12 protein-coding genes and 1 pseudogene are annotated in these 21335 nt (G+C 62.4%); 8 read left to right on the top strand and 5 right to left on the bottom strand.

The features are described 5' to 3' along the window. Position 1 precedes the first annotated feature (1 nt). From asmA to udk, 3 genes are all read right to left on the bottom strand, one after another. Positions 2-1825 (bottom strand): outer membrane assembly protein AsmA, encoded by a 1824-nt coding sequence (gene asmA, locus LB453_RS09210; RefSeq protein WP_103794063.1) that lies wholly within the window; start codon positions 1823-1825, stop codon positions 2-4. Positions 1826-1845: 20 nt separating this feature from the next. Beyond that, a complete protein-coding gene (gene dcd, locus LB453_RS09205) occupies positions 1846-2427 on the bottom strand; it encodes a dCTP deaminase (protein ID WP_033750209.1) in 582 nt (193 codons plus the stop codon). Positions 2428-2510: 83 nt separating this feature from the next. Beyond that, positions 2511-3152, bottom strand: coding sequence for a uridine kinase (gene udk / locus LB453_RS09200; protein ID WP_103794064.1), 642 nt, complete (start codon positions 3150-3152; stop codon positions 2511-2513). Positions 3153-3448: 296 nt separating this feature from the next. Between udk and LB453_RS09195 the strand changes: the two genes are divergently transcribed. The 3 genes from LB453_RS09195 (at position 3449) to yegD (ending at position 8207) form a co-directional block, all read left to right on the top strand. Beyond that, a complete protein-coding gene (locus LB453_RS09195) occupies positions 3449-4063 on the top strand; it encodes a phosphatase PAP2 family protein (protein WP_103794065.1) in 615 nt (204 codons plus the stop codon). 166 nt (positions 4064-4229) lie between these two features. Beyond that, complete coding sequence (locus LB453_RS09190; RefSeq protein WP_103794066.1) at positions 4230-6791, top strand: diguanylate cyclase; 2562 nt, start codon at positions 4230-4232, stop codon at positions 6789-6791. A gap of 63 nt (positions 6792-6854) precedes the next feature. Next, a complete protein-coding gene (yegD, locus tag LB453_RS09185) occupies positions 6855-8207 on the top strand; it encodes a molecular chaperone (protein WP_103794067.1) in 1353 nt (450 codons plus the stop codon). A gap of 156 nt (positions 8208-8363) precedes the next feature. Here yegD and LB453_RS09180 read toward each other — a convergent pair. Both LB453_RS09180 and LB453_RS09175 read right to left on the bottom strand, forming a co-directional pair. Next, a pseudogene (locus tag LB453_RS09180) lies at positions 8364-9704 on the bottom strand (carbohydrate porin). 212 nt (positions 9705-9916) lie between these two features. Continuing rightward, a complete protein-coding gene (locus tag LB453_RS09175) occupies positions 9917-10876 on the bottom strand; it encodes an aldo/keto reductase (RefSeq protein ID WP_103794069.1) in 960 nt (319 codons plus the stop codon). Between the two features lie 238 nt (positions 10877-11114). Here LB453_RS09175 and LB453_RS09170 point away from each other — a divergent pair, with 238 nt between their 5' ends. The 5 genes from LB453_RS09170 to baeS are packed head-to-tail and all read left to right on the top strand — an operon-like array spanning position 11115 to position 21334. Continuing rightward, positions 11115-12338 (top strand): MdtA/MuxA family multidrug efflux RND transporter periplasmic adaptor subunit, encoded by a 1224-nt coding sequence (locus LB453_RS09170; protein WP_224481698.1) that lies wholly within the window; start codon positions 11115-11117, stop codon positions 12336-12338. Further along, positions 12338-15460, top strand: a complete 3123-nt coding sequence (locus LB453_RS09165; protein WP_103794071.1) for an MdtB/MuxB family multidrug efflux RND transporter permease subunit — start codon at positions 12338-12340, stop codon at positions 15458-15460. The genes LB453_RS09170 and LB453_RS09165 overlap by 1 nt, the downstream gene beginning before the upstream one ends. Continuing rightward, on the top strand, positions 15457-18531 hold the full coding sequence (mdtC, locus tag LB453_RS09160) for a multidrug efflux RND transporter permease subunit MdtC (RefSeq protein ID WP_103794072.1): 3075 nt from the start codon (positions 15457-15459) through the stop codon (positions 18529-18531). Before LB453_RS09165 ends, mdtC begins: the two co-directional genes overlap by 4 nt. 14 nt (positions 18532-18545) lie before the next feature. Next, positions 18546-19949 carry a multidrug transporter subunit MdtD gene (gene mdtD / locus LB453_RS09155; protein ID WP_103794073.1) on the top strand — a complete coding sequence of 468 codons (1404 nt, stop codon included), beginning with the start codon at positions 18546-18548 and terminating at the stop codon, positions 19947-19949. After that, entirely contained in the window at positions 19946-21334 is a 1389-nt protein-coding gene (gene baeS / locus LB453_RS09150) for a two-component system sensor histidine kinase BaeS (RefSeq protein WP_103794074.1), read from the top strand. Before mdtD ends, baeS begins: the two co-directional genes overlap by 4 nt. Position 21335: the final 1 nt, after the last annotated feature.

The following is a 21335-nucleotide window of genomic DNA, read 5'->3' as shown; positions in this document are numbered from 1 at the left end:
CTCAGGGTCGCAGCAGCTTGCGCAGGCTGTCGCTGTCGCTGTTTTTCGGCTGGCGGTCCAGCCACTGATTGAGGCGCGACTTCGCCTCGCTCTGCAGCTGCTGGCGCAGCAGCTGATCCACCGGCAGCGAATACTGCACGTTATTCCAGCCGCCATAGATGCGCAGCGGCACCGCCTGCTGCGACAGCAGTGCAACCAGCCTGTCGTCGCCTTTCCAGCCGGTGAGCGTGAGGCCGAACGTCATATCCAGCTGCTGCGTCGGCATATTCACCTCGCCGCCGCCCTGCAGCCTGAGCCGATCGCCCTCGCCTTTGAGATCCGTCAGGCGCAGCACGCCATTATTCAGCGCCAGCCTGCCGTCGAGCTGGCGAATGCCCTGCTCACTGCTCTCGTCGCTGCTGACCCGATCGCTGGCGCGCGCCACCGCACGGCGCACCATCTGCTGCAGGTTGAGCTGCGCCAGCTTAACATCGCTGGCGCTGAGCTGCGCGTCGCCGCGCCAGCGGCGTTTGGCCGCCTCCAGCGACAGCCCTTCGCCGCTCAGCTCGCCGTTAAGGGAGAGCGCCCCCTGCACGGTCTGTGGCAGATCGAAGGCGGCGAGCAGCGGCTGGATCGCAACCTTATTCAGTACCGGCTGCAGCGCGACGCGGGTTTCCGCCTGGCGAATATCAATCGTGCCCGGCGCGGAGAAATCCCCCTCCCCCAGCCTGCCGCGCAGCGTGCGCAGCGCGATCTGCCCCTGCTGGTTAGTGACGTCCAGCGCAAAGTCCTGCAGCGTCAGTCCACGCCACACCGCGCTGTCCGCTTTCAGGTTCACCGCCAGATTCATCGCGTTAAGGGGCGAATCGAGATTATTCTGCTCGCGCGGCGTCGCAATGACCGGCGCGCGCGCCACCGTGGCGTGCTGCGTCGCGCCGTCGCCCGCCTGCGGCGCGTTTGCCATCAGGTTATCGAAGTTAAGCTGCGTGGCGTGCAGCTGAAGCGCCAGCTGCTGCGGCGACGCCAGCGAACCGCTCGCCTCGCCCGACAGCGCGCTGTCGTTGGCGCTCAGCTTCATCTGCGTCAGCGCAAACTGCTGCGTCTCGGCGCGCCAGCTGCCCTGCGCGCTCAGCGTGCCCTTAATGCCCTGCGGCGGAATATCGGCGCCGCTCAGCGCATAGTTGAGTTCGTCGATTTGGCCGCTCAGGCGGTGGGGATACTGCGACGCGTCGAGCTGGCCCTTCAGCGACAGCACGGCGTTGCGCTGATTGCGCGTCAGGCTGGTGCTGAGTTCGATGCTCGCCAGATGGCGGGCGTCCTGATTAAGGTTGATATTAAGGTTGCGGAAGTTGTACTCGTCGCCGCCCGGCTGGCGCCAGATCAGCAAACTGTTGGCGACGCGCAGCTGGCCAATATCGAACGACCAGCCGCTGGCTGGCGCGGCGGCTTCGCTGCGGCCGGGGGCCACCGGCGCGTTTTGCGGCTGCTGCGGCGCGCTTTCCGGCGTGGCGCGCACCACCGCGTTGCTTAACATCACCTGGCTGACGCTGAGCTGGTGCGACAGCAGCGGCCAGAGATTAACGTCAAGACGCATATTTTCCGCCGTGACCAGCGGCTGCGCGGCGCCGGGAGCGGTCAGGCTCATGCGACCGGCCAGAATGCTGAGCTTAGGCCAGACGTGCCAGCGCAGATCGCCGCTCACCTCCAGCCGATAACCACTGCGTTGCTCGACCTGCTTCACCATGTAGGATCGAAAATCGTTTGGATTGACCAGCAGCACCAGCGCGGTCATGCCTGCAACGATGACCACCAGTAAAATGGCCAGCGTGGTTATCACTCTTTTCATCACATCCCCATGCTCGCGGTTTAATCTTTGTCGATACGACTGGCGACAGCGCCCTGCTGTCCGCGATATTTAGCGTCTTCGCGACGGTTGTAAGGCCGCGCCGCCGGCCCGGAAAGGGGCTCAAAGCTTAGCGCGCCGATCAGCATGCCTGGACGCAGCGCCAGCGGCAGCTTACCGGAATTATAGAACTCCAGCACGATACGGCCCTGCCAGCCGGGATCGATACGGTGTGCGGTAACGTGCACCATCAGCCCGAGACGCGCCAGCGAGGAGCGGCCGTCCAGCCAGCCCACCAGATCGTCTGGAATAGTGACCGACTCGAAGGTTACCGCCAGCGCCAGTTCGCCGGGATGCAGGAAAAAGGCTTCGCCTTCCGGCAGCACAATCTCATCGCTCATTACGCGATCCAGCGCAGCGCTGACTTCATCTTTCGGGCCGCTTAAATCAATAAAGGCGGCGGTGTGGCCCCGGAACGTGCGGAACTGATTGCCCAGACGGACATCGACGGTGGCACCGTTGATGCGCTCGACCGGGGGACGCGGATCGATAGCAAGCCTGCCGTCATCCAGCCAGGCTTCAATATCGCGGTCACATAATCTCATTCATCTGTCTCCATGATATAAGTGTAGCGAACTGCCTGAAACTCGCGTGACAGGCGGCTCGCTGCGCGCCAGACCCGACGCGGCTACTCAAAAAACTGGTTGATCCTCGACTTGAGGATATCAATGGCGATACGGTTTTTCCCGCCGCGCGGCACGATAATGTCGGCGTACTGCTTCGAAGGTTCGATAAACTGCAGGAACATCGGACGCACGGTTTTCTGATACTGGCTCATCACCGAATCCATTGAGCGGCCGCGCTCGTTCACGTCGCGCTTCATGCGGCGCATCAGGCAGATGTCGAGCGGCGTATCAACGAAAATAGAGAAGTTCAGCTCCTGGCGCAGGCGCGCGTCGGTGAGCAGCAGGATCCCCTCCAGAATAATCACCTTTTTCGGCTTCAGGTGAATAGTGTCGCGGGTGCGGGTATGCTCAACGTAGCTGTAGACCGGCAGATCGATCGCCTGGCCCGCTTTCAGCGCCTGCAGATGCTGCAGCAGCAGATCGTGATCCATCGCGCTGGGGTGGTCGTAGTTGGTTTTTACCCTCTCTTCCATGGTGAGGTGACTTTGATCCTTGTAATAAGCATCTTCAGGAATAACCCCGATATGCTCGTCACCGACCTGATCGCGGATTTCACGATAGAGCGTGCTGGCGATTAAACTTTTTCCGGATGCGGAGGCACCGGCAATGCCCACAATCACGCACTGATGAGACTTGTCACTCATACTTTTTTTAAGACCTGATACTGGAGCCTGCGCTGTACGCGGTTTAGACGTTTTGACGCAGGACGGAATGGAGAGGGTTTAGTAGGCGCTAAGTATAGGGATTTCATTCTTTTGACGCCAGAAAAAGCCGCTCCAGGCATTTCAGAATTTCCCCTTTTCAAACCGAAACCATTACCCGATAAACTAACTGACAGATCTGTTTTTACTTATGCGGCTGGCGCAACAGGCGACGGAAGCGCGTTCCGCCCCGGAAAAGGGCGCGGGAATATCACTGTCGGCCCACAAAAAGGAAGCTTATGCACTGGAGAACACTGACCTATTTCGGCGACAGCATGCTGCTGATCCCTACTGCGGTGATCATCGCCCTGATCCTGCCGTGGAAGAGCGATAACCGCCGCACGGTCTGGTACTGGCTGCTCGCCTTTGGCCTGGCTGGCCTGCTGGTGAGCCTGTCGAAGATTCTGTTTCTCGGCTTCGGCATCGGCAGCGCCCGCTTTAACTTTACCGGCTTCAGCGGGCACAGCGCGATGTCGGCAACGCTCTGGCCGGTGATGCTGTGGCTGGTCTCCGGCCGCTGGCCGACCCCGCTGCGGCTGCTCGCCATCGGCGTCGGCTATCTGATTCCGCTGATGGTGGGCTTCTCACGCCTGGTGATCCACGCGCACTCCGCCAGCGAAGTGGCAACCGGCCTCCTGCTGGGCTTTACTCTCAGCTCGGCGTTTCTGCTTAGCCAGCGCCGCACCGCCCTGAAGGGCTTTAGCTGGCCGCAGATTGGCGCCGCTTTTTTAGTGCCGCTGCTGCTGCTGGGCCACGGACGCCTGGCCACGACCCAACAGTTCCTCGAGCGCTTTTCCGCCGATCTGGCGGGGCTGGAGAAACCCTTCACGCGCGCCGATCTCTTCCGCCAGTAGCCTGTCTACGCCCTGTTGCGCCGCGACAGGGCCAGTCAATCCGTTGAATAACACACTAATTTGATTTAACCGACCCACGGCAGCGGCGATGTGCTAGCATGCCCAAAAGAGAATGACTGGCGCATTTTTCGTCATCCAGACGCGGTGCGCGTTGCCGGGTTAGTGAATGAGTATTGAACTGTTGTCCTTGCCGGACAAACCGCAAAAAACCCTGCTGAGCGCCCTGATTCTGGCAGCGCTCGCTTTTCTGCTGACGCTTTTCTGCCTGGAGCTGATTGTCTTCAGCGGCCGCATTTCGCCTCTCTGGTTCGCGACCGCGCTGATGACCATCGTCGCCTTTCGCTCGCCTTCCCGCCATGCGCCGCTGCTGCTGCTGGGCTGTGCGGCGGGCACCGCGCTGGCGAACGCGCTGATACTCGGGTTCAATCTGGGGAACCTGAAATTTACCCTGCTTAACGTGCTGCAGGCGATGGTGGGCGGCCTCTTGCTGCGCGCGCTGCTGAAGCGCCATGCGCCGCTGAACGCCCTGCACGACTGGCTGCGATTTGTGCTCTCGGTCGGCATTATTACGCCGCTGGTGGGCGGCCTGCTGGCGCTGTGGATGCTGAATATCAGCAGCCACGGCACCTTATCCTTTTTCTCGACCTGGGTAATTTCTGAAATCATCGGCATGCTGGCGCTCGGCCCGGTGCTGCTGCTGATGCCCTGGCCGCTGCGGCTTGCCGCGGTTAGCCTGCACCGCGTGGCGGAGTTCCTCTTTACCCTGCTGCTGACCGCGGGCGCGAGCTGGCTGGCGCTGCGCTTTATGCCCTGGCCATTTACCTTTATCGTGGTGATCCTCTTCTGGTGCGCCGTGCGGCTGCCGAAGCGTGACGCCTTTTTACTGTTTTTGCTCAACGCCTGTGCGATTTCGCTGTTTCTGACGCTCGGCCCTACCCCCATCGAAACGCGCAGCGACGTGCCGGGCCAGATCGCCAGCTGGCTGCCCTTACTGCTGGTGCTGATTCCGAGCCATGTGATGGCGCTGGTTATGGACGCCTTTCAGCGCGAAAAGCATCACATTAGCGAAAGCGAAACCCGGTTTCGCCACGCGATGGAATATTCCGCCATCGGTATGGCGCTGGTGTCGCCGCAGGGAGGCTGGCTGCAGGTCAATCACTCTCTCTGCCTGACGCTGGGCTTTCCCGATGCCGAGCTGAAAAAGCTCACCTTCCAGCAGATTACCCACCCCGACGATCTGGAAAACGATCTGCAGCATGCCGACAGGCTGCTGCGCGGCGAGATTGACGCCTATACCATCGAGAAACGCTACTTCCGTAAAAGCGGCGAGATCGTCTGGGCGCGCCTGACGGTGTCGCTGGTGCGCGACGGCGTGCAGCAGCCGCTCTACTTTATTTCCCAGATTATCGATATTTCAGAGCTGAAGCAGAGCGAGCAGGTAAACCGGCAGCTGATGGAGCGCATCACCCTGGCCAACGAGGCGGGCGATATTGGCGTCTATGAATGGAACCTGACGCGCAATGAGATGATGTGGGACCGCCATATGTACCGGCTGTTCGACCTGCCCGCCCACCAGCCGCCCAGCCGCGAGCTGTGGCGCAGCCAGGTACACCCGGCGGATCGCGAGCGGCTCGACCGCGCGCTGCAGCCGTCAGAGAAGGTCGACGTTTTCGATATTGAGTACCGCATTCAGCGCGCCGACGGGACGCGCACGCTGCGCACTCAGGCGCGTCGCTTCTTTAATCAGGAGGGACGCATCGAACGCATGCTGGGCATCTGCCAGGATGTGACCCACCTGCGCCACCTCACCGACGCGCTGTTTCAGGAAAAAGAGCGCATGGCGATTACGCTCGATTCCATCGGCGAAGCGGTTATCAGCACCGACAGCGAGATGCGCGTGACCTTTATGAACCCGGTGGCGGAGAAGATGAGCGGCTGGCGGCAGGAAGAGGCGGCGGGTAAACCGCTGAGCGAACTGCTGCATATCACCCAGGGCGTTCACGGCGCGCCGATGGAAAACCAGCGCCTGCGCCGCCTGCCGACGGAAAAAATTACCCCCGATCTGGATGACGAACTGGTGCTGCACGGCGCCGACGGCGGCGTGGTAGAGATCCACTACAGCATCACCCCGCTGCGCACCCTGGAGGGGGAAGAGATCGGCGCGGTCATCGTTATTCAGGACGTCAGCGAATCGCGCCAGATGATGCAGCGCCTTAGCTACAGCGCGCTGCATGACACCCTGACCCGGCTGCCGAACCGCGCCAGCTTCGATGGTCAGCTGCAGCGTCTGCTGGGCGACGCGGTGACGCGTGGGCATCAGCATGTGCTGGCATTTATCGATCTCGATAAGTTTAAAGCGGTCAACGACAGCGCCGGCCACGCGGCGGGCGACGCGCTGCTGCGCGAACTCGCCGAGCTGATGCAGCGTCATCTGCGCGGCACCGATTTCCTGGCGCGCCTCGGCGGCGACGAGTTCGCCCTGCTGATGCCGGAATGCGCAATGCCGCAGGGGTGCGAGGTGGTGCAGCGCATCGTCTCAGCGGTTAACAGCTATGAATTTAACTGGCAGGGCGGCGTGTATCAGGTGGGGGCCAGCGCCGGACTGACGCAGATAGCCGCCGACAACGGCGTCGGCACCGAGGTGCTGTCGCAGGCGGACATCGCCTGTTATAACGCCAAAAACGCCGGCCGCGGACGGCTGATGGTTTACGCGCCGCAGGCGCGCTGAGCCGCTTGCCAGCCCCGCCCAGCTGCGCTAAAGTCGCCCCCTTTTTTCCGGGAGGGGCATCAGATGTTCATTGGTTTCGATTACGGTACGGCGAACTGTTCCATTGCGGTGTGCGAAAATCACACACCGCGTCTGCTGACGCTGGAGAAGGGTCAGCGCCTGCTGCCGTCGATGATTGCCGCACCCACGCGCGAAGCGGTGAGCGAATGGCTCTATCGCCACCATCAGGTCGCGACCCCGGACGCGGAGACCACCGCGCTGCTGCAGCGCGCGCTGCGCTACAACCGCGAAGAGGATATCGAGGTGTCAGCCACCAGCGTGCAGTTCGGCCTGAGCGCGCTGCAGCACTATATGACCGACCCGGAAGAGACCTGGTTCGTTAAATCCCCCAAATCCTTTCTCGGTGCCAGCGGCCTGAAGCCGCAGCAGATCGCGCTGTTTGAAGACCTGGTGTGCGCCATGATGCGCCATATCCGCGAACAGGGCGAAGCGCAGCTCGACGCGGCGATCGATCAGGCGGTTATTGGCCGTCCCATTAACTTTCAGGGGCTCGGCGGCGATGACGCTAACGCCCAGGCGCAGGGCATTCTGCTGCGCGCCGCGAAGCGCGCCGGTTTCCGTGACGTGGAGTTTCAGTTCGAGCCGGTGGCGGCGGGACTCGATTTCGAAGCGACGCTGGACAAAGAGACGCGCGTGCTGGTAGTGGATATCGGCGGCGGTACCACCGACTGCTCGATGCTGCTGATGGGGCCGGAGTGGCGCAAGCTGTCAGACCGCCGCGAGAGCCTGCTCGGCCACAGCGGCTGCCGCGTGGGCGGCAACGATCTCGATATTATGCTGGCGTTTAAAACCCTGATGCCGCTGCTCGGCCTCGGCGGCCGGACGCAGAAAGGCACCGCCCTGCCCGCGCTGCCGTGGTGGAACGCGGTGGCGATTAATGACGTACCGGCGCAGAGCGAGTTTTACTCCGCCGCCTGCGGCAAGCTGCTGCGCGATCTGGTGCGCGACGCGGAACAGAGCGAACAGGTGGCGCATCTGCTGAAAGTCTGGCAGCAGAAGCTCGGCTATCGTCTGGTGCGCGCGGCGGAGGAGAGCAAGATCGCCCTTTCCGATCGCGCCGCTTTCGACGCCAGCCTCGACTTTATCGCGCCGCAGATGCAGGCCGCCATCAGCGACGGTATGCTGCAGGAGGCGATTAATCAGCCGCTGGAGCGTATTCTGGAGCAGGTGCATCTGGCGCTCGCCAGCTGCGACGCAAAACCCGAGGTGATCTATCTGACGGGCGGCAGCGCGCGTTCGCCGGTGCTGCGCGCCGCGCTACAGCAGGCGCTGCCGGAGACGCCCATCGCCAGCGGCGATGACTTCGGCTCGGTTACGGCCGGTCTGGCGCGCTGGGCAGAGGTCATGTTTCGCTAAAAGAAAAGACGCACCTCATCTCTGAGGTGCGTCCGTAAAGGGGCAAGGCGCCGCGTTGAGCAAAAACGCGCCCGGCGTTTTGTCCCGGTCGCGGCGGGCTTTGCGCCATGCCATGTTCTGTGCGGCCTGAGGCGTCAGCCTCAGGCCGCTGCGCTATCAGAAGTTGATATTGGCGCTGATGCCGCCGACAAAGGCGTCTTTCACTTCGCTTACCGCACCCGGCGCCACGATATACTGCACGTTCGGACGCACCTGCAGCCATTTCGCCAGCTTCACGTTGTAGTAAAGCTCGTAGTTATATTCCGAACCATCCTGAATCGGCAGATAGGTCGGGCTGTTAAAGTCCGTTTCGCCGTTGGCGGCGTTCTGCTGACGCTGCGCGCGGGTGTAGTCGCTGTTAACGTGAATACGCGCCGCGGCAATGCCGATCTCATCTTCAGGGCGCGCATCAAATGGCCCCGCCCAGGTAAAGGCGATCGACTGATAGTTGTCGGTCTTCGACGTTTTGTGATCGTTCATCACCGCCTGCACCGACACGCCGATGCCGCGGCTGGCGTCGCCGCCCTGCGCGGTCAGCTACTGCTGTAACAGCACGTAGCCGCCGTAGGCGTGATCTTTATCCTGATAGGCACCGTCGCGCCAGCTGCCGTAAACGTCGCCGTTGGCGGACGAATAGTAATAGCCGATGCGGTAGTTACCCGGCAGTTTGTCCGGGCCCAGCGTCGGCTTCCAGCCCAGTTCCACCGGCACCAGGTTGCCCTCGGAGTTGCTGGTATCAAGACGGAAACCGTCGCCGCGATCGTAGTTAGCGCGGTTCTGGTTATAGAAGCCGACCTGGAAGAAGACTTCCGGCGTGATATTGAGCTTCACGCGGCCGCCCCACTGCGATACCGGCCAGTTAAACCAGCGGTCGCCGCGCCAGTTACCCGCCTGGCCGCTGCCGAACGCCAGGTTCTGGAACTTGCTGTCGAAGTTATCGAAATCTTCGCCCACGGTCACGCGACCCGCTTTCAGGTTGACGACGTCGTCAAACAACCCTTTGCTCAGCCAGAACTGCGTCAGACGCCAGGTCTGCCCGCGTCCGTACACTTCCTGCACCGAAGAGAGCATGCCGGTGCGACGATCGGCCACCTGATCGGAAATATTACGCCCGTCGCGGTTGGTGATGGTCGCCTGGAACTGCGTATCCTGCCAGCCCAGCAGCTTTTCCAGATCGAGATTGGCACCGAACGCCCACTGATCGCTGTAGCGCATAGAGGTGTTAGTATCGGCGCCGCCGCCGAGGTTCGATGCGCTTTCCATGGTGTAATTAACGTCAAATTTAACGCCGTCATTTTCCAGCTGCGTTCGCGAACCGCCCCAGTCGCCGAACATATAAGGCGAGTCATAGCTGAAAGCGTCTGCGGCCACAGCAGAGGCGCTCAGCATGGCAAACATCAGGGAGCCGGCCGCCACTCGGCGCAGCGGGAAGCGTTGCACTGCTTTATTTGTGTTCATAATCGTTCTTCTTATCTGGATGGAGGTTATTTCCACGCAGAGAATAGTGCTGCAAAAAGTTCAACTTTTGTAAAAATGTGCGCACGAATAGGCAAAGAGACAGTTTCTTCGAACAATTGTGAAGGGAATCGCTGAACAGAAACGCGGCTGGAATTAACGCACTATATGGCACGCAAATTAAAGACGAGGCGCTAACGCCCCGTCTGGCGGGATTAGCGGCTGGCCTGGGTCAGCTTTTCACTCTCTTCCGGCGTCAGGCGCAGCTGCGTTGCGCCGATCAGATCGTCGAGCTGGGCGAGCGACGTGGCGCTGACAATCGGCGCGGTAATGCTGGGTCGGGCAATCTGCCACGCCAGCGCCACCTGGGTCGGGGTCACGCCGCGCGCCAGGGCGATCTCATCCAGCGCCGCCAGGATCTTCAGGCCGCGCGGATTGAGATACTTCTCCACCACGCCCTGCCCGCGCGCGCTTTTGCTGGCGTCCGCTGCGCTGCGATATTTGCCGCTCAGGAATCCGCTCGCCAGCGAATAGTAGTTAATCACCCCCAGCCCATGCCGGGTCGCCACCGCCTCCAGCGCCGACTCGTAGCCTTCGCGATCGTAAAGGTTGTACTCGGGCTGCAGGGTGGCGTAGTGCGCCAGGCCCTGCTCCTCGCTGATCTTCAGCGCCTCCTGCAGGCGCGGCGCGCTGTAGTTGGAGGCTCCAATGGCGCGCACCTTGCCCTCTTTGATCAGCGAATCAAACGCCGCGAGGGTTTCCGCCAGCGGCGTATCGGTATCGTCGCGGTGCGCCTGGTAGAGATCGATATAGTCGGTTTGCAGACGGCGCAGCGAATCCTCTACCGCCTGACGAATATACTGCGGCTTCAGGCCGGTTTTCTCCGGCGAAAGCGCCATGCCGACCTTGGTCGCCAGCACGATGCGGTCGCGTTTGCCGCTCTTTTTCAGCCAGTTGCCGATAATGGTCTCAGACTCGCCGCCTTTATTGCCCGGCGCCCAGCGCGAGTAGACGTCGGCGGTATCGATAAACCACAGCCCTTTCTCCACCAGCGCATCGAGCAAGGAAAAAGAGTTCGCCTCATCCAGCGTCCAGCCGAAGACGTTGCCGCCGAAGGTCAGCAGCGGCACCTGAATACCGGTATCGCCGAGCTGGCGGGTTTCAACCTGACTCATCATTTTCTCCTTCTGTAAGAAATGCCCTGCTTAACAGCATAGCAAAAGCAAAAACCACTCCTTATGCGTAATTCCTCGATAAGTTTGTTCTGACAGGGATACTTACGTCGGTCTGACAGATATCCTTAATTCCTTCAACTTCTGCCCGCGTTGCGGGTCTACACTCTGCTATTTGCAGGCTGCCGCGTTTCAGCCTGCGTTTTGGGGATTTCGACACTGCTGGAGAGCAACCGATAAGATGAACCGACCTTCCTTGTTGAAAAATAGCCTGCTGCTGCTGGCCCTGCTGGCTGCCGCCGCAGGCGGCTACTACTGGTGGCACCATCCGGCGCAGCCTGACGCCGACCCTCAGGCGTCAACCCGACCGCAGCGCGGCAAAGGGGGCGCAGGCGCCCCGCCGGCCCCGGTGCAGGCCGCCACCGCCGTCAGCCAGAGCGTGCCGCACTTTTTAAGCGGGCTCGGCACCGTCACCGCCGCCAGCACCGTGACGGTGCGCAGCCGCGTTGATGGCGAGCTGATGGCGATCCATTTTCAGGAAGGCGAGCAGGTCAAAGCGGGCCAGCTGCTGGCGGAGATCGATCCCCGGCCTTATCAGGTAGCGTTAACTCAGGCGCAGGGCCAGCTGGCGAAAGATCAGGCGACGCTGGCGAACGCCCGCCGCGACCTGGCGCGCTTTGAAAAGCTGGCGAAAACCTCGCTGGTGTCGCAGCAGGAGCTGGATACCCAGCGTTCGCTGGTGAGCGAAACCCTGGGCACCATTAAGGCGGACGAAGGCAGCGTCGCCAGCGCCCAGCTCAATCTGACCTACAGCAGCATTACGTCGCCGATAGCGGGTCGCGTCGGCCTGAAGCAGGTGGATGTCGGTAACTACATCACCAGCGGCGATACCAACGGTCTGGTGGTGATCACCCAGACCCATCCCATCGACGTGCTCTTCAGCCTGGCGGAAAATTATCTGCCCGAGATTATGCAGGCGCAAAAAAGCGGCCAGCCGCTGGTGGTCGAGGCCTGGGATCGCAGCAACCAGACGCTGCTGACCCAGGGCGCGCTGCTCAGCATCGACAACCAGATCGACGCCACCACCGGCACCATCAAGATGAAGGCGCGCTTCGACAATCAGGATGACAAACTCTTTCCTAACCAGTTCGTTAACGCGCGGCTGAAGGTCAATACCCTGCAGGACGCCATCGTTATTCCGACCGCCGCGCTGCAGATGGGCAATGAAGGCCACTTTGTCTGGGTGGTGAACAGCGACAATAAGGTGAGCAAGAAAAGCGTCACCCCTGGCCTGCAGGACAGCCATCAGGTGGTGATTAACGCCGGCCTGAGCGCGGGCGAACGCGTGGTCACCGACGGGCTGGATCGCCTGACGGAAGGGGCGAAGGTTGAGGTCGTTGCGCCGCAGAGCACCGCGCTGAAAAGCAGCCGCGCGGCGCAACCGGCAAAAGGAGCGCGCGAGTAATGCAGGTTACGCCTCCTGACGCCAGCGGCGGACCGTCGCGTCAGTTTATTTTACGTCCGGTCGCCACCACGCTGCTGATGATCGCTATTCTGCTGGCGGGCATCCTCGGCTACCGGTTTCTGCCGGTTTCGGCGCTGCCGGAAGTGGACTATCCAACCATCCAGGTGGTGACGCTCTATCCCGGCGCCAGCCCGGACGTCACCACCTCCGCCATTACCGCGCCGCTTGAGCGCCAGTTCGGCCAGATGTCGGGGCTAAAGCAGATGGCGTCGCAAAGCTCCGGCGGCGCATCGGTGATCACCCTGCAGTTCCAGCTGACGCTGCCGCTCGACGTTGCCGAGCAGGAAGTGCAGGCCGCCATTAACGCCGCCACCAGCCTGCTGCCTAATGACCTGCCTAACCCGCCGGTCTACAGCAAGGTCAATCCCGCCGATCCGCCGATTATGACGCTGGCGGTCACCACCAGCAGCATGCCGCTGACCCAGGTGCAGGATATGGTGGAGACGCGCGTTGCGCAGAAGATCTCTCAGGTTTCCGGCGTCGGGCTGGTAACGCTCTCTGGCGGACAGCGCCCGGCGGTGCGCGTGCAGATGAACGCCCAGGCGCTGGCGGCGCTCGGCCTCAGCAGCGAAGAGGTGCGCACCGCTATCAGCAGCGCCAACGTCAACTCGGCGAAAGGCAGCCTCGACGGCCCGGAGCGCTCGATTACCCTTTCCGCCAACGACCAGATGAAATCGGCGGAGGATTACCGTCAGCTGATCGTCAGCTATAAAAATGGCGCGCCGGTCCGCCTCGGCGATGTTGCCACTATCGAACAGGGGGCGGAAAACCGCTGGCTCGGCGCCTGGGCGAACCGCGAGGCCGCCATCGTGCTTAACGTGCAGCGCCAGCCGGGCGCCAATATTATCGCCACCGCCGACAGTATCCGCGCGCTGCTGCCGTCGCTCACCGCCGCGCTGCCGAAGTCGGTAAAGGTGCAGATGCTGACCGATCGCACCACTAATATTCGCGCCTCGGTCACCGATACCCAGCATGAGCTGATGCTGGCGATCGGCCTGGTGGTGATGATTATCTACCTGTTCCTGCGCAACGTGCCGGCGACAATCATTCCCGCCGTCGCCGTGCCGCTGTCGCTGGTTGGCACCTTCGCCGCCATGTACTTCCTCGGCTTCTCTATCAATAACCTGACGCTGATGGCGCTGACGATCGCCACCGGCTTTGTGGTGGACGACGCCATCGTAGTGATTGAAAACATCACCCGCTATCTGGAGAAGGGGGAAAAACCCCTTACTGCCGCGCTCAAGGGCGCAGGCGAAATCGGCTTCACCATTATCTCGCTCACCTTTTCGCTGATCGCGGTGCTGATCCCGCTGCTGTTTATGGGCGACGTGATCGGCCGCCTGTTCCGCGAGTTCGCCGTGACGCTGGCGGTGGCGATCCTGATCTCCGCCGTGGTCTCGCTGACGCTAACGCCGATGATGTGCGCGCGCATGCTCAGCGCCGAGTCGCTGCGCAAGCAGAACCGTTTTTCGCGCGCCAGCGAAGCCTTTTTCGAGCGGGTCATCGCCGGATATGGCCGCTGGCTGCGCAAGGTGCTGGCGCATCCCTGGCTGACGCTGTCGGTGGCGCTCGGCACGCTGCTGTTGACCGTGCTGCTGTGGATCGTGATTCCGAAAGGCTTTTTCCCGCAGCAGGATAACTCGATTATTCAGGGCACGCTGCAGGCGCCGCAGAGCGCCTCGTACGCCAGCATGGCGGCGCGCACGCGCGACGTCGCCTCGCTAATCGTGAAGGATCCGGCGGTGCAGAGCATCACCTCTTTCGTGGGGGTCGACGGCACCAACGCCGCTCTCAACAGCGCGCGTCTGCAGATCAACCTGAAGCCGCTGAGCGAGCGCGACGACCGCATTCCGCAGGTGCAGCAGCGGCTGCAGCAGCAGATCAGCCAGCTTCCCGGCGTTACGCTGTGGCTGCAGCCGGTGCAGGATCTCACCATTGATACCCAGGCGAGCCGCACCCCCTATCAGTTCACGCTGCAGTCCGGCTCGCTGGAATCGCTTGGCACCTGGGTGCCCAAACTGCTGGAGGCGCTGCGCCAGTCGCCTGAACTGCGCGACATCAGCAGCGACTGGCAGGATCAGGGGCTGGAGGCGTACGTCAATGTCGATCGCGACAGCGCCAGCCGCCTCGGCATCAGCATGGCCGACGTCGATAACGCGCTCTATAACGCCTTTGGCCAGCGCCTGATCTCCACCATCTACACCCAGGCGAACCAGTATCGCGTGGTGCTGGAGCAGGATAACCGCACCACGCCCGGCCTGGCGGGCCTGGAGGGGATCCGGCTGACCAGCGCCGACGGCGGCAGCGTGCCGCTTAGCGCCATTGCCAGCGTTGAGCAGCGCCACAGCGCGCTAAGCATTAACCATCTCGATCAGTTCCCGTCGGCGACCTTCTCTTTTAACGTCGCCGACGGCTATTCGCTGGGCGACGCGGTGAAAGCGGTCAGCGCGGCGGAAGCGCGGCTCGGCATGCCTTCCGAACTGATGACCCAGTTCCAGGGCAGCACCCTGGCGTTCGAGGCGGCGCTCACCAGCACCGTCTGGCTGATCGTCGCGGCCATCGTGGCGATGTATATCGTGCTCGGCGTGCTCTATGAGAGCTTTATTCATCCCATCACTATTTTGTCGACGCTGCCCACCGCCGGCGTCGGCGCGCTGCTGGCGCTGATAGTGAGCGGCGGCGAGCTGGATATTGTCGCCATTATCGGCATTATTCTGCTGATCGGCATCGTGAAGAAGAACGCCATTATGATGATCGACTTTGCGCTGGCCGCCGAGCGCGAACAGGGGATGACGCCCTATGACGCCATCTTCCAGGCGTGCCTGCTGCGCTTCCGTCCGATCCTGATGACCACGCTGGCGGCGCTGCTGGGCGCGCTGCCGCTGATGCTCAGCACCGGCGTCGGCGCGGAGCTGCGCCACCCGCTCGGCATCGCCATGGTGGGCGGGCTGATCCTGAGCCAGGTGCTGACGCTGTTTACCACGCCGGTGATCTATCTGCTGTTCGATCGCCTCGGCCGCGCCGCACGCCGCCGCTTTCACGGCCGGGAGGCGCAGCAGTGAGGTTCTTCGCGCTGTTTATCCATCGTCCGGTAGCGACGACGCTGCTCACCATCGCCATTGCGCTGGCGGGCGCGCTCGGCTTTCGCCTGCTGCCGGTCGCCCCGCTGCCGCAGGTCGACTTTCCGGTAATTGTGATTTCCGCCTCGCTGCCGGGCGCCTCGCCGGAGATTATGGCCTCGTCGGTGGCGACGCCGCTGGAGCGTTCGCTGGGCCGCATCGCCGGGGTCAGCGAAATGACCTCCACCAGCTCGCTCGGCAGCACGCGCATTATCCTGGTGCTCGATTTTGACCGCGATATCAACGGGGCGGCGCGCGACGTACAGGCGGCCATCAACGCGGCGCAAAGCCTGCTGCCGACCGGGATGCCGAGCCGCCCTACCTGGCGCAAGGTCAATCCCTCGGACGCGCCGATTATGATCATGACGCTGACCTCGGATATCTATAATCCCGGCCAGCTCTACGACTACGCCTCGACCCAGCTGGCGCAGAAGCTGTCGCAGATCGAAGGCGTCGGCGACGTCACCGTCGGCGGCAGTTCGCTGCCTGCGGTGCGCGTCGCGCTGAATCCGCAGGCGCTGTTTAATCAGGGCGTCTCGCTGGACGCGGTGCGCGAGGCGATTGCCAACGCCAACCAGCGGCGTCCGCAGGGCGCGGTGGAGGATGGCCAGCAGCGCTGGCAGCTGCGCACCAATGACGAGCTGAAAAGCGCCAGCGACTATGCGCCGCTGGTGGTGCACTACAGCAACGGCGCGGCGGTGAAGCTGGCCGACGTCGCCAGCGTGCAGGACTCGGTGCAGGACGTGCGCAACGCCGGGATGGCGGACGGCAAGCCCGCGGTGCTGCTGCTGGTGCGTAAAACGCCGGAGGCAAACGTGATCGATACCGTCGATCGCATTCGCGCCGAGCTGCCGACGCTGCATCAGACCATCCCCGCCGCTATCGACCTGCAGATTGCGCAGGACCGCTCGCCCACCATTCGCGCCTCGCTGCATGAGGTGGAGCAGTCGCTGACCATCGCCGTGGTGCTGGTGATTATGGTGGTGTTTGTTTTCCTGCGCTCCGGTCGCGCCACGCTGATCCCCGCCGCTGCCGTGCCGGTGTCGCTGATCGGCACCTTCGCCGCGATGTACCTGTGCGGCTTTAGCCTGAATAACCTGTCGCTCATGGCGCTGACCATCGCCACCGGTTTCGTGGTGGATGACGCCATCGTGGTGCTGGAGAATATCGCGCGCCACGTCGAGGCGGGCATGAAGCCGCTACAGGCGGCGCTGACCGGCGTGCGCGAGGTGGGCTTTACCGTGCTGTCGATGAGCCTGTCGCTGATCGCCGTCTTTTTGCCGCTGCTGATGATCGGCGGGCTGATTGGCCGCTTCTTCTCTGAATTCGCCATTACGCTGTCGGTGGCGATCGCCATCTCGATGGTGATCTCCCTGACCCTGACGCCGATGATGTGCGCCTATTTGCTGAAGCCGCATGCGCCGCGCGCCCAGCCGCGCCGCCGCGGCGCAGGCCGGATGCTGCTGGCGATCCAGCAGGGTTATGGCCGCTCGCTGGGCTGGGTGCTGAATCATGCGCGCTGGGTGCTGCTGCTGCTTTTTGGCACCGTCGCCCTGACCGTCTGGCTCTTTATTCAGGTGCCGAAAACCTTTATGCCGGAGCAGGATACCGGCCGCCTGATGGGCTTTATTTCCGCCGACCAGAGTATCTCTTTTCAGGCGATGCGCCAGAAGCTGCAGGATTTTATGGTGATAGTGAAGGCCGATCCGGCGGTCGAGAGCGTGGTGGGCTTTACCGGCGGCATGCGCACCAACAGCGGCTCGATGTTTATTTCGCTGAAGCCGCTCTCCGAGCGCAGCGAAAACGCCCAGGCGGTTATCGCCCGGCTGCGCACGAAGCTGGCGAAAGAGCCTGGCGCCAGTCTCTACCTCAACGCGGTGCAGGATCTGCGCGCCGGCGGCCGCGAGGCGAACGCCAGCTATCAGTATTCCCTGCTCTCTGACGATCTCGCCGCGCTGCGCGAGTGGGAGCCGAAAATCCGCCAGGCCTTCTCCGCGCTGCCGCAGCTGGCGGACGTGAACTCCGATCAGCAAGATAAGGGCAGCGAAATGGCGCTGATCTACGATCGCGAAAGCATGTCGCGCCTCGGCATCGACGTCTCTGAGGCAAACGCCCTGCTGAACAACGCCTTCGGCCAGCGGCAGATTTCCACCATCTATCAGCCGCTGAATCAGTACAAGGTGGTGATGGAGGTCGATCCGCGCTACACCCAGGATATCAGCGCGCTGGAGCAGATGTTTGTGATCAACAGCGACGGCAAGGCGATTCCGCTGTCGTGGTTCGCCCGATGGCAGCCCGCCAACGCGCCGCTTTCGGTTAACCATGAGGGGCTCTCCGCCGCCTCGACTATCTCCTTCAACCTGCCGGAGGGCGTTTCGCTGTCGCAGGCGTCTGAGGCGATAGACCGCACCATGACGGCTATCGGCGTGCCCGCCAGCGTGCGCGGCAGCTTCGCCGGCACCGCGCAGGTGTTTGAGCAGTCGCAGGGCAGCCAGATCTGGCTGATGCTCGCCGCCATCGCCGCCGTCTATATTGTGCTGGGCATACTCTATGAGAGCTATGTCCATCCGCTGACCATTCTCTCGACGCTGCCCTCGGCCGGGGTCGGCGCACTGCTGGCGCTGACGTTGTTCGATACGCCGTTCAGCCTGATCGCCCTTATCGGCATTTTGCTGCTGATCGGCATCGTGAAGAAGAACGCCATTATGATGGTCGACTTTGCGCTGGAGGCGCAGCGCAGCGGCAATCTGAGTGCGCGTGACGCCATTTTCCAGGCCTGCCTGCTGCGCTTTCGCCCGATTCTGATGACCACGCTCGCCGCGCTGTTTGGCGCGCTGCCGCTGGTAATCACCAGCGGCGACGGCGCGGAGCTGCGCCAGCCGCTCGGCATCACCATCGCGGGCGGACTGATTATGAGCCAGCTGTTGACGCTCTACACGACGCCGGTGGTCTATCTCTATATGGATAAGCTGCGGCGCAGGCGCAGCGCAGGCGCACGTACGGCAGAGACTTAAGGGGGAGCAAAGCAATGAACGCCCAAAACGCGACGGTTCGCTGGCAGCTGTGGATTGTCGCCTTCGGTTTCTTTATGCAGACGCTGGACACCACCATCGTCAACACCGCCCTTCCCTCAATGGCGCACGACCTGGGCGTCAGTCCGCTGCATATGCATTCGGTGATCGTCTCCTATCTGCTGACGGTGGCGGTCACGCTGCCGATGAGCGGCTGGCTGGCGGACCGCTTCGGCGTGCGCAATATTTTCTTCAGCGCTATCGTGCTGTTCAGCGTCGGCTCGCTGCTCTGCGCCTTCTCCTCGACGCTCGATCAGCTGGTGATGGCGCGCGTGGTGCAGGGCATCGGCGGCGCGATGATGGTGCCGGTCGGCCGCCTGACCGTAATGAAAATCGTACCGCGCGAGCAGTATATGTCGGCGATGACCTTCGTTACCCTGCCGGGACAGATCGGCCCGCTGGTGGGGCCAGCGCTCGGCGGCGTGCTGGTGGAGTACGCCAGCTGGCACTGGATCTTTCTGATCAATATCCCGGTCGGCATTATCGGCGCTATCGCCACCCTGACGCTGATGCCCAACTACTCGATGCAGACGCGGCGCTTCGATTTCCTCGGCTTTCTGCTGCTGGCCATCGGCATGGCGACGCTGACCCTGGCGCTCGACGGCCGGCGCAGCAGCAATTCGTCGCTGCTGCTGGGCGCGATGATCCTGATCGGCTTCGCTTCGCTGCTCTGTTATCTGCTGCATGCGCGCGGCAACGACAACGCGCTGTTTAGCCTGAAGCTGTTCGACAACCGTCTTTTCTCGATTGGCCTGCTCGGCAGCTTCCTTGGGCGGATTGGCAGCGGTATGCTGCCTTTTATGACGCCGATTTTTTTGCAGGTCGGCATGGGATTTACGCCGTTTCACGCCGGGCTGATGATGATCCCGATGGTGCTTGGCAATATGGGCATCAAACGGGTGGTGGTGCGCATCGTTAATCTGTTCGGCTACCGCAACGCGCTGGTGGGCACCACCCTGGCCCTCGCCGTGGTGGTACTGCTCTTTCCGCTGGTGGCGCTGCTCGGCTGGCTCTGGCTGCTGCCGCTGGTGCTGTTGATGCAGGGCATGGTCAACGCGCTGCGCTTCTCCTCGATGAATACCCTGACGCTGAAAGATCTGCCGGACGAACTCGCCTCCAGCGGCAACAGCCTGCTGTCGATGATAATGCAGCTGTCGATGAGCGTGGGCGTCACCATCGCCGGTCTGCTGCTGGGGGCATTCGGTCAGGATGCGCTGGCCAGCAGCGACCATACCCACAGGCTGTTTATGACCGCCTGGGCCTGCATGGCGCTGATTATCGCCCTGCCCGCGCTGGTGTTCTGGCGCGTGCCGAAGGAAACCAGTAAAAACGTCGATTTGCGACGTCGGAGAAAACCATGAAGTTGCCGTTGCGCCTGGGTATCAGCGCGAAACTCTTTTTAGCTATTTTTTCCACCTGCATGCTGGTGCTGATCACCATGCACTGGGGCGTGCGTCTCAGCTTTGAGCACGGCTTTGTCGACTATATCAAGCGCGGCAACGAGCAGCGGCTCGCCATGCTCGGCGACGCGCTGGCCGATCAGTATGAACAGCACGGCAACTGGGATTTCCTGCGGCATAACGATCGGCTGGTGTTTACCATACTGCGCTCGCTGGAGCAGAATCCCGACAGCAGCAATCAGCTGCCGCCACACGGCTGGCGCACCCAGTTCTGGATTATCGACCAGCAGTATAAGGTGCTGGTCGGGCCGCGCGCGCCGGTGCCGCCGGAAGGCTCGCGGCGCAACATCACCACCAGCAACGGCAAAGTGGTCGGCTGGGTGGTCGGCTCGCCGCCCGAGCGGCTGACGCGCAGCACCGATATCAATTTCGATCATCAGCAAAAGCGCACCAGCTGGCTGATTGTCGGCCTGTCGACGCTGCTGGCGGCGCTGGTCACCTGGCTGATGTCGCGCGGCCTGCTGGCGCCGGTCAAACGTCTGGTAGCGGGTACCCACCACCTGGCGGCGGGCAATTTTGCCACGCGCGTCGAGGTGGGCAGCCGCGACGAGCTGGGCCAGCTGGCGCAGGACTTTAACCGTCTCGCCAGCTCGCTGGAGAAAAACGAAAGCATGCGCCGCGCCTTTATGGCCGATATCTCCCACGAGCTGCGCACGCCGCTGGCGATCCTGCGCGGCGAGCTGGAGGCGATGCAGGACGGGGTGCGCAAGCTGACGCCGGCGGCGATCGGCTCGCTGCAGAGCGAGGTTGGCGTGCTCAGCAAGCTGGTGGACGATCTGCATCAGCTGTCGCTCTCCGACGAAGGCGCCCTCGCCTACCGCAAGCAGGCCACCGATCTGGTGCAGCTGCTGGAGGTGACCGCCGGCAGCTTTAACGAACGCTATCGCAGCCACGGCCTGACGCTGACGCTGCAGATGCCCGACGAAGCGCCTTTCTTCGGCGATCCCGATCGCCTGATGCAGCTTTTTACCAACCTGCTGGAGAACAGCCTGCGCTATACCGACGCGCCGGGCCAGGTCGAGGTGAAGCTCTGGTATGAAGCGCCCTGGTGGCAGATGAGCTTTGCCGACAGCGCGCCGGGCGTCGACGCGCAGCAGCAGGCGAAAATCTTTGAGCGCTTTTACCGCACCGAGGGATCGCGCAATCGCGCCAGCGGCGGCTCGGGGCTGGGGCTGGCGATCTGTAAAAATATCGTTGATGCCCACGGCGGCCATATCGCTGCGGAGCACTCTGATTTAGGTGGACTGAAAATCGCGCTACAATTGCGCTATGTTCCCCAGCCGTAAC

The organism is Pantoea agglomerans (assembly GCF_020149765.1).
Lineage (GTDB): Bacteria > Pseudomonadota > Gammaproteobacteria > Enterobacterales > Enterobacteriaceae > Pantoea > Pantoea alvi.
This window is presented reverse-complemented; position numbering and strand designations above follow the sequence as displayed.

Bases quoted from the DNA above. Each gene is read 5' to 3' on its own strand.
- yegD (WP_103794067.1), top strand. From the start codon at position 6,855: ATGTTCATTGGTTTCGATTACGGTACGGCGAACTGTTCCATTGCGGTG.
- udk (WP_103794064.1), bottom strand. From the start codon at position 3,152: ATGAGTGACAAGTCTCATCAGTGCGTGATTGTGGGCATTGCCGGTGCC.
- LB453_RS09195 (WP_103794065.1), top strand. From the start codon at position 3,449: ATGCACTGGAGAACACTGACCTATTTCGGCGACAGCATGCTGCTGATC.
- asmA (WP_103794063.1), bottom strand. From the start codon at position 1,825: ATGAAAAGAGTGATAACCACGCTGGCCATTTTACTGGTGGTCATCGTT.
- LB453_RS09165 (WP_103794071.1), top strand. From the start codon at position 12,338: ATGCAGGTTACGCCTCCTGACGCCAGCGGCGGACCGTCGCGTCAGTTT.
- mdtD (WP_103794073.1), top strand. From the start codon at position 18,546: ATGAACGCCCAAAACGCGACGGTTCGCTGGCAGCTGTGGATTGTCGCC.
- LB453_RS09170 (WP_224481698.1), top strand. From the start codon at position 11,115: ATGAACCGACCTTCCTTGTTGAAAAATAGCCTGCTGCTGCTGGCCCTG.
- LB453_RS09175 (WP_103794069.1), bottom strand. From the start codon at position 10,876: ATGAGTCAGGTTGAAACCCGCCAGCTCGGCGATACCGGTATTCAGGTG.
- dcd (WP_033750209.1), bottom strand. From the start codon at position 2,427: ATGAGATTATGTGACCGCGATATTGAAGCCTGGCTGGATGACGGCAGG.
- LB453_RS09190 (WP_103794066.1), top strand. From the start codon at position 4,230: ATGAGTATTGAACTGTTGTCCTTGCCGGACAAACCGCAAAAAACCCTG.
- baeS (WP_103794074.1), top strand. From the start codon at position 19,946: ATGAAGTTGCCGTTGCGCCTGGGTATCAGCGCGAAACTCTTTTTAGCT.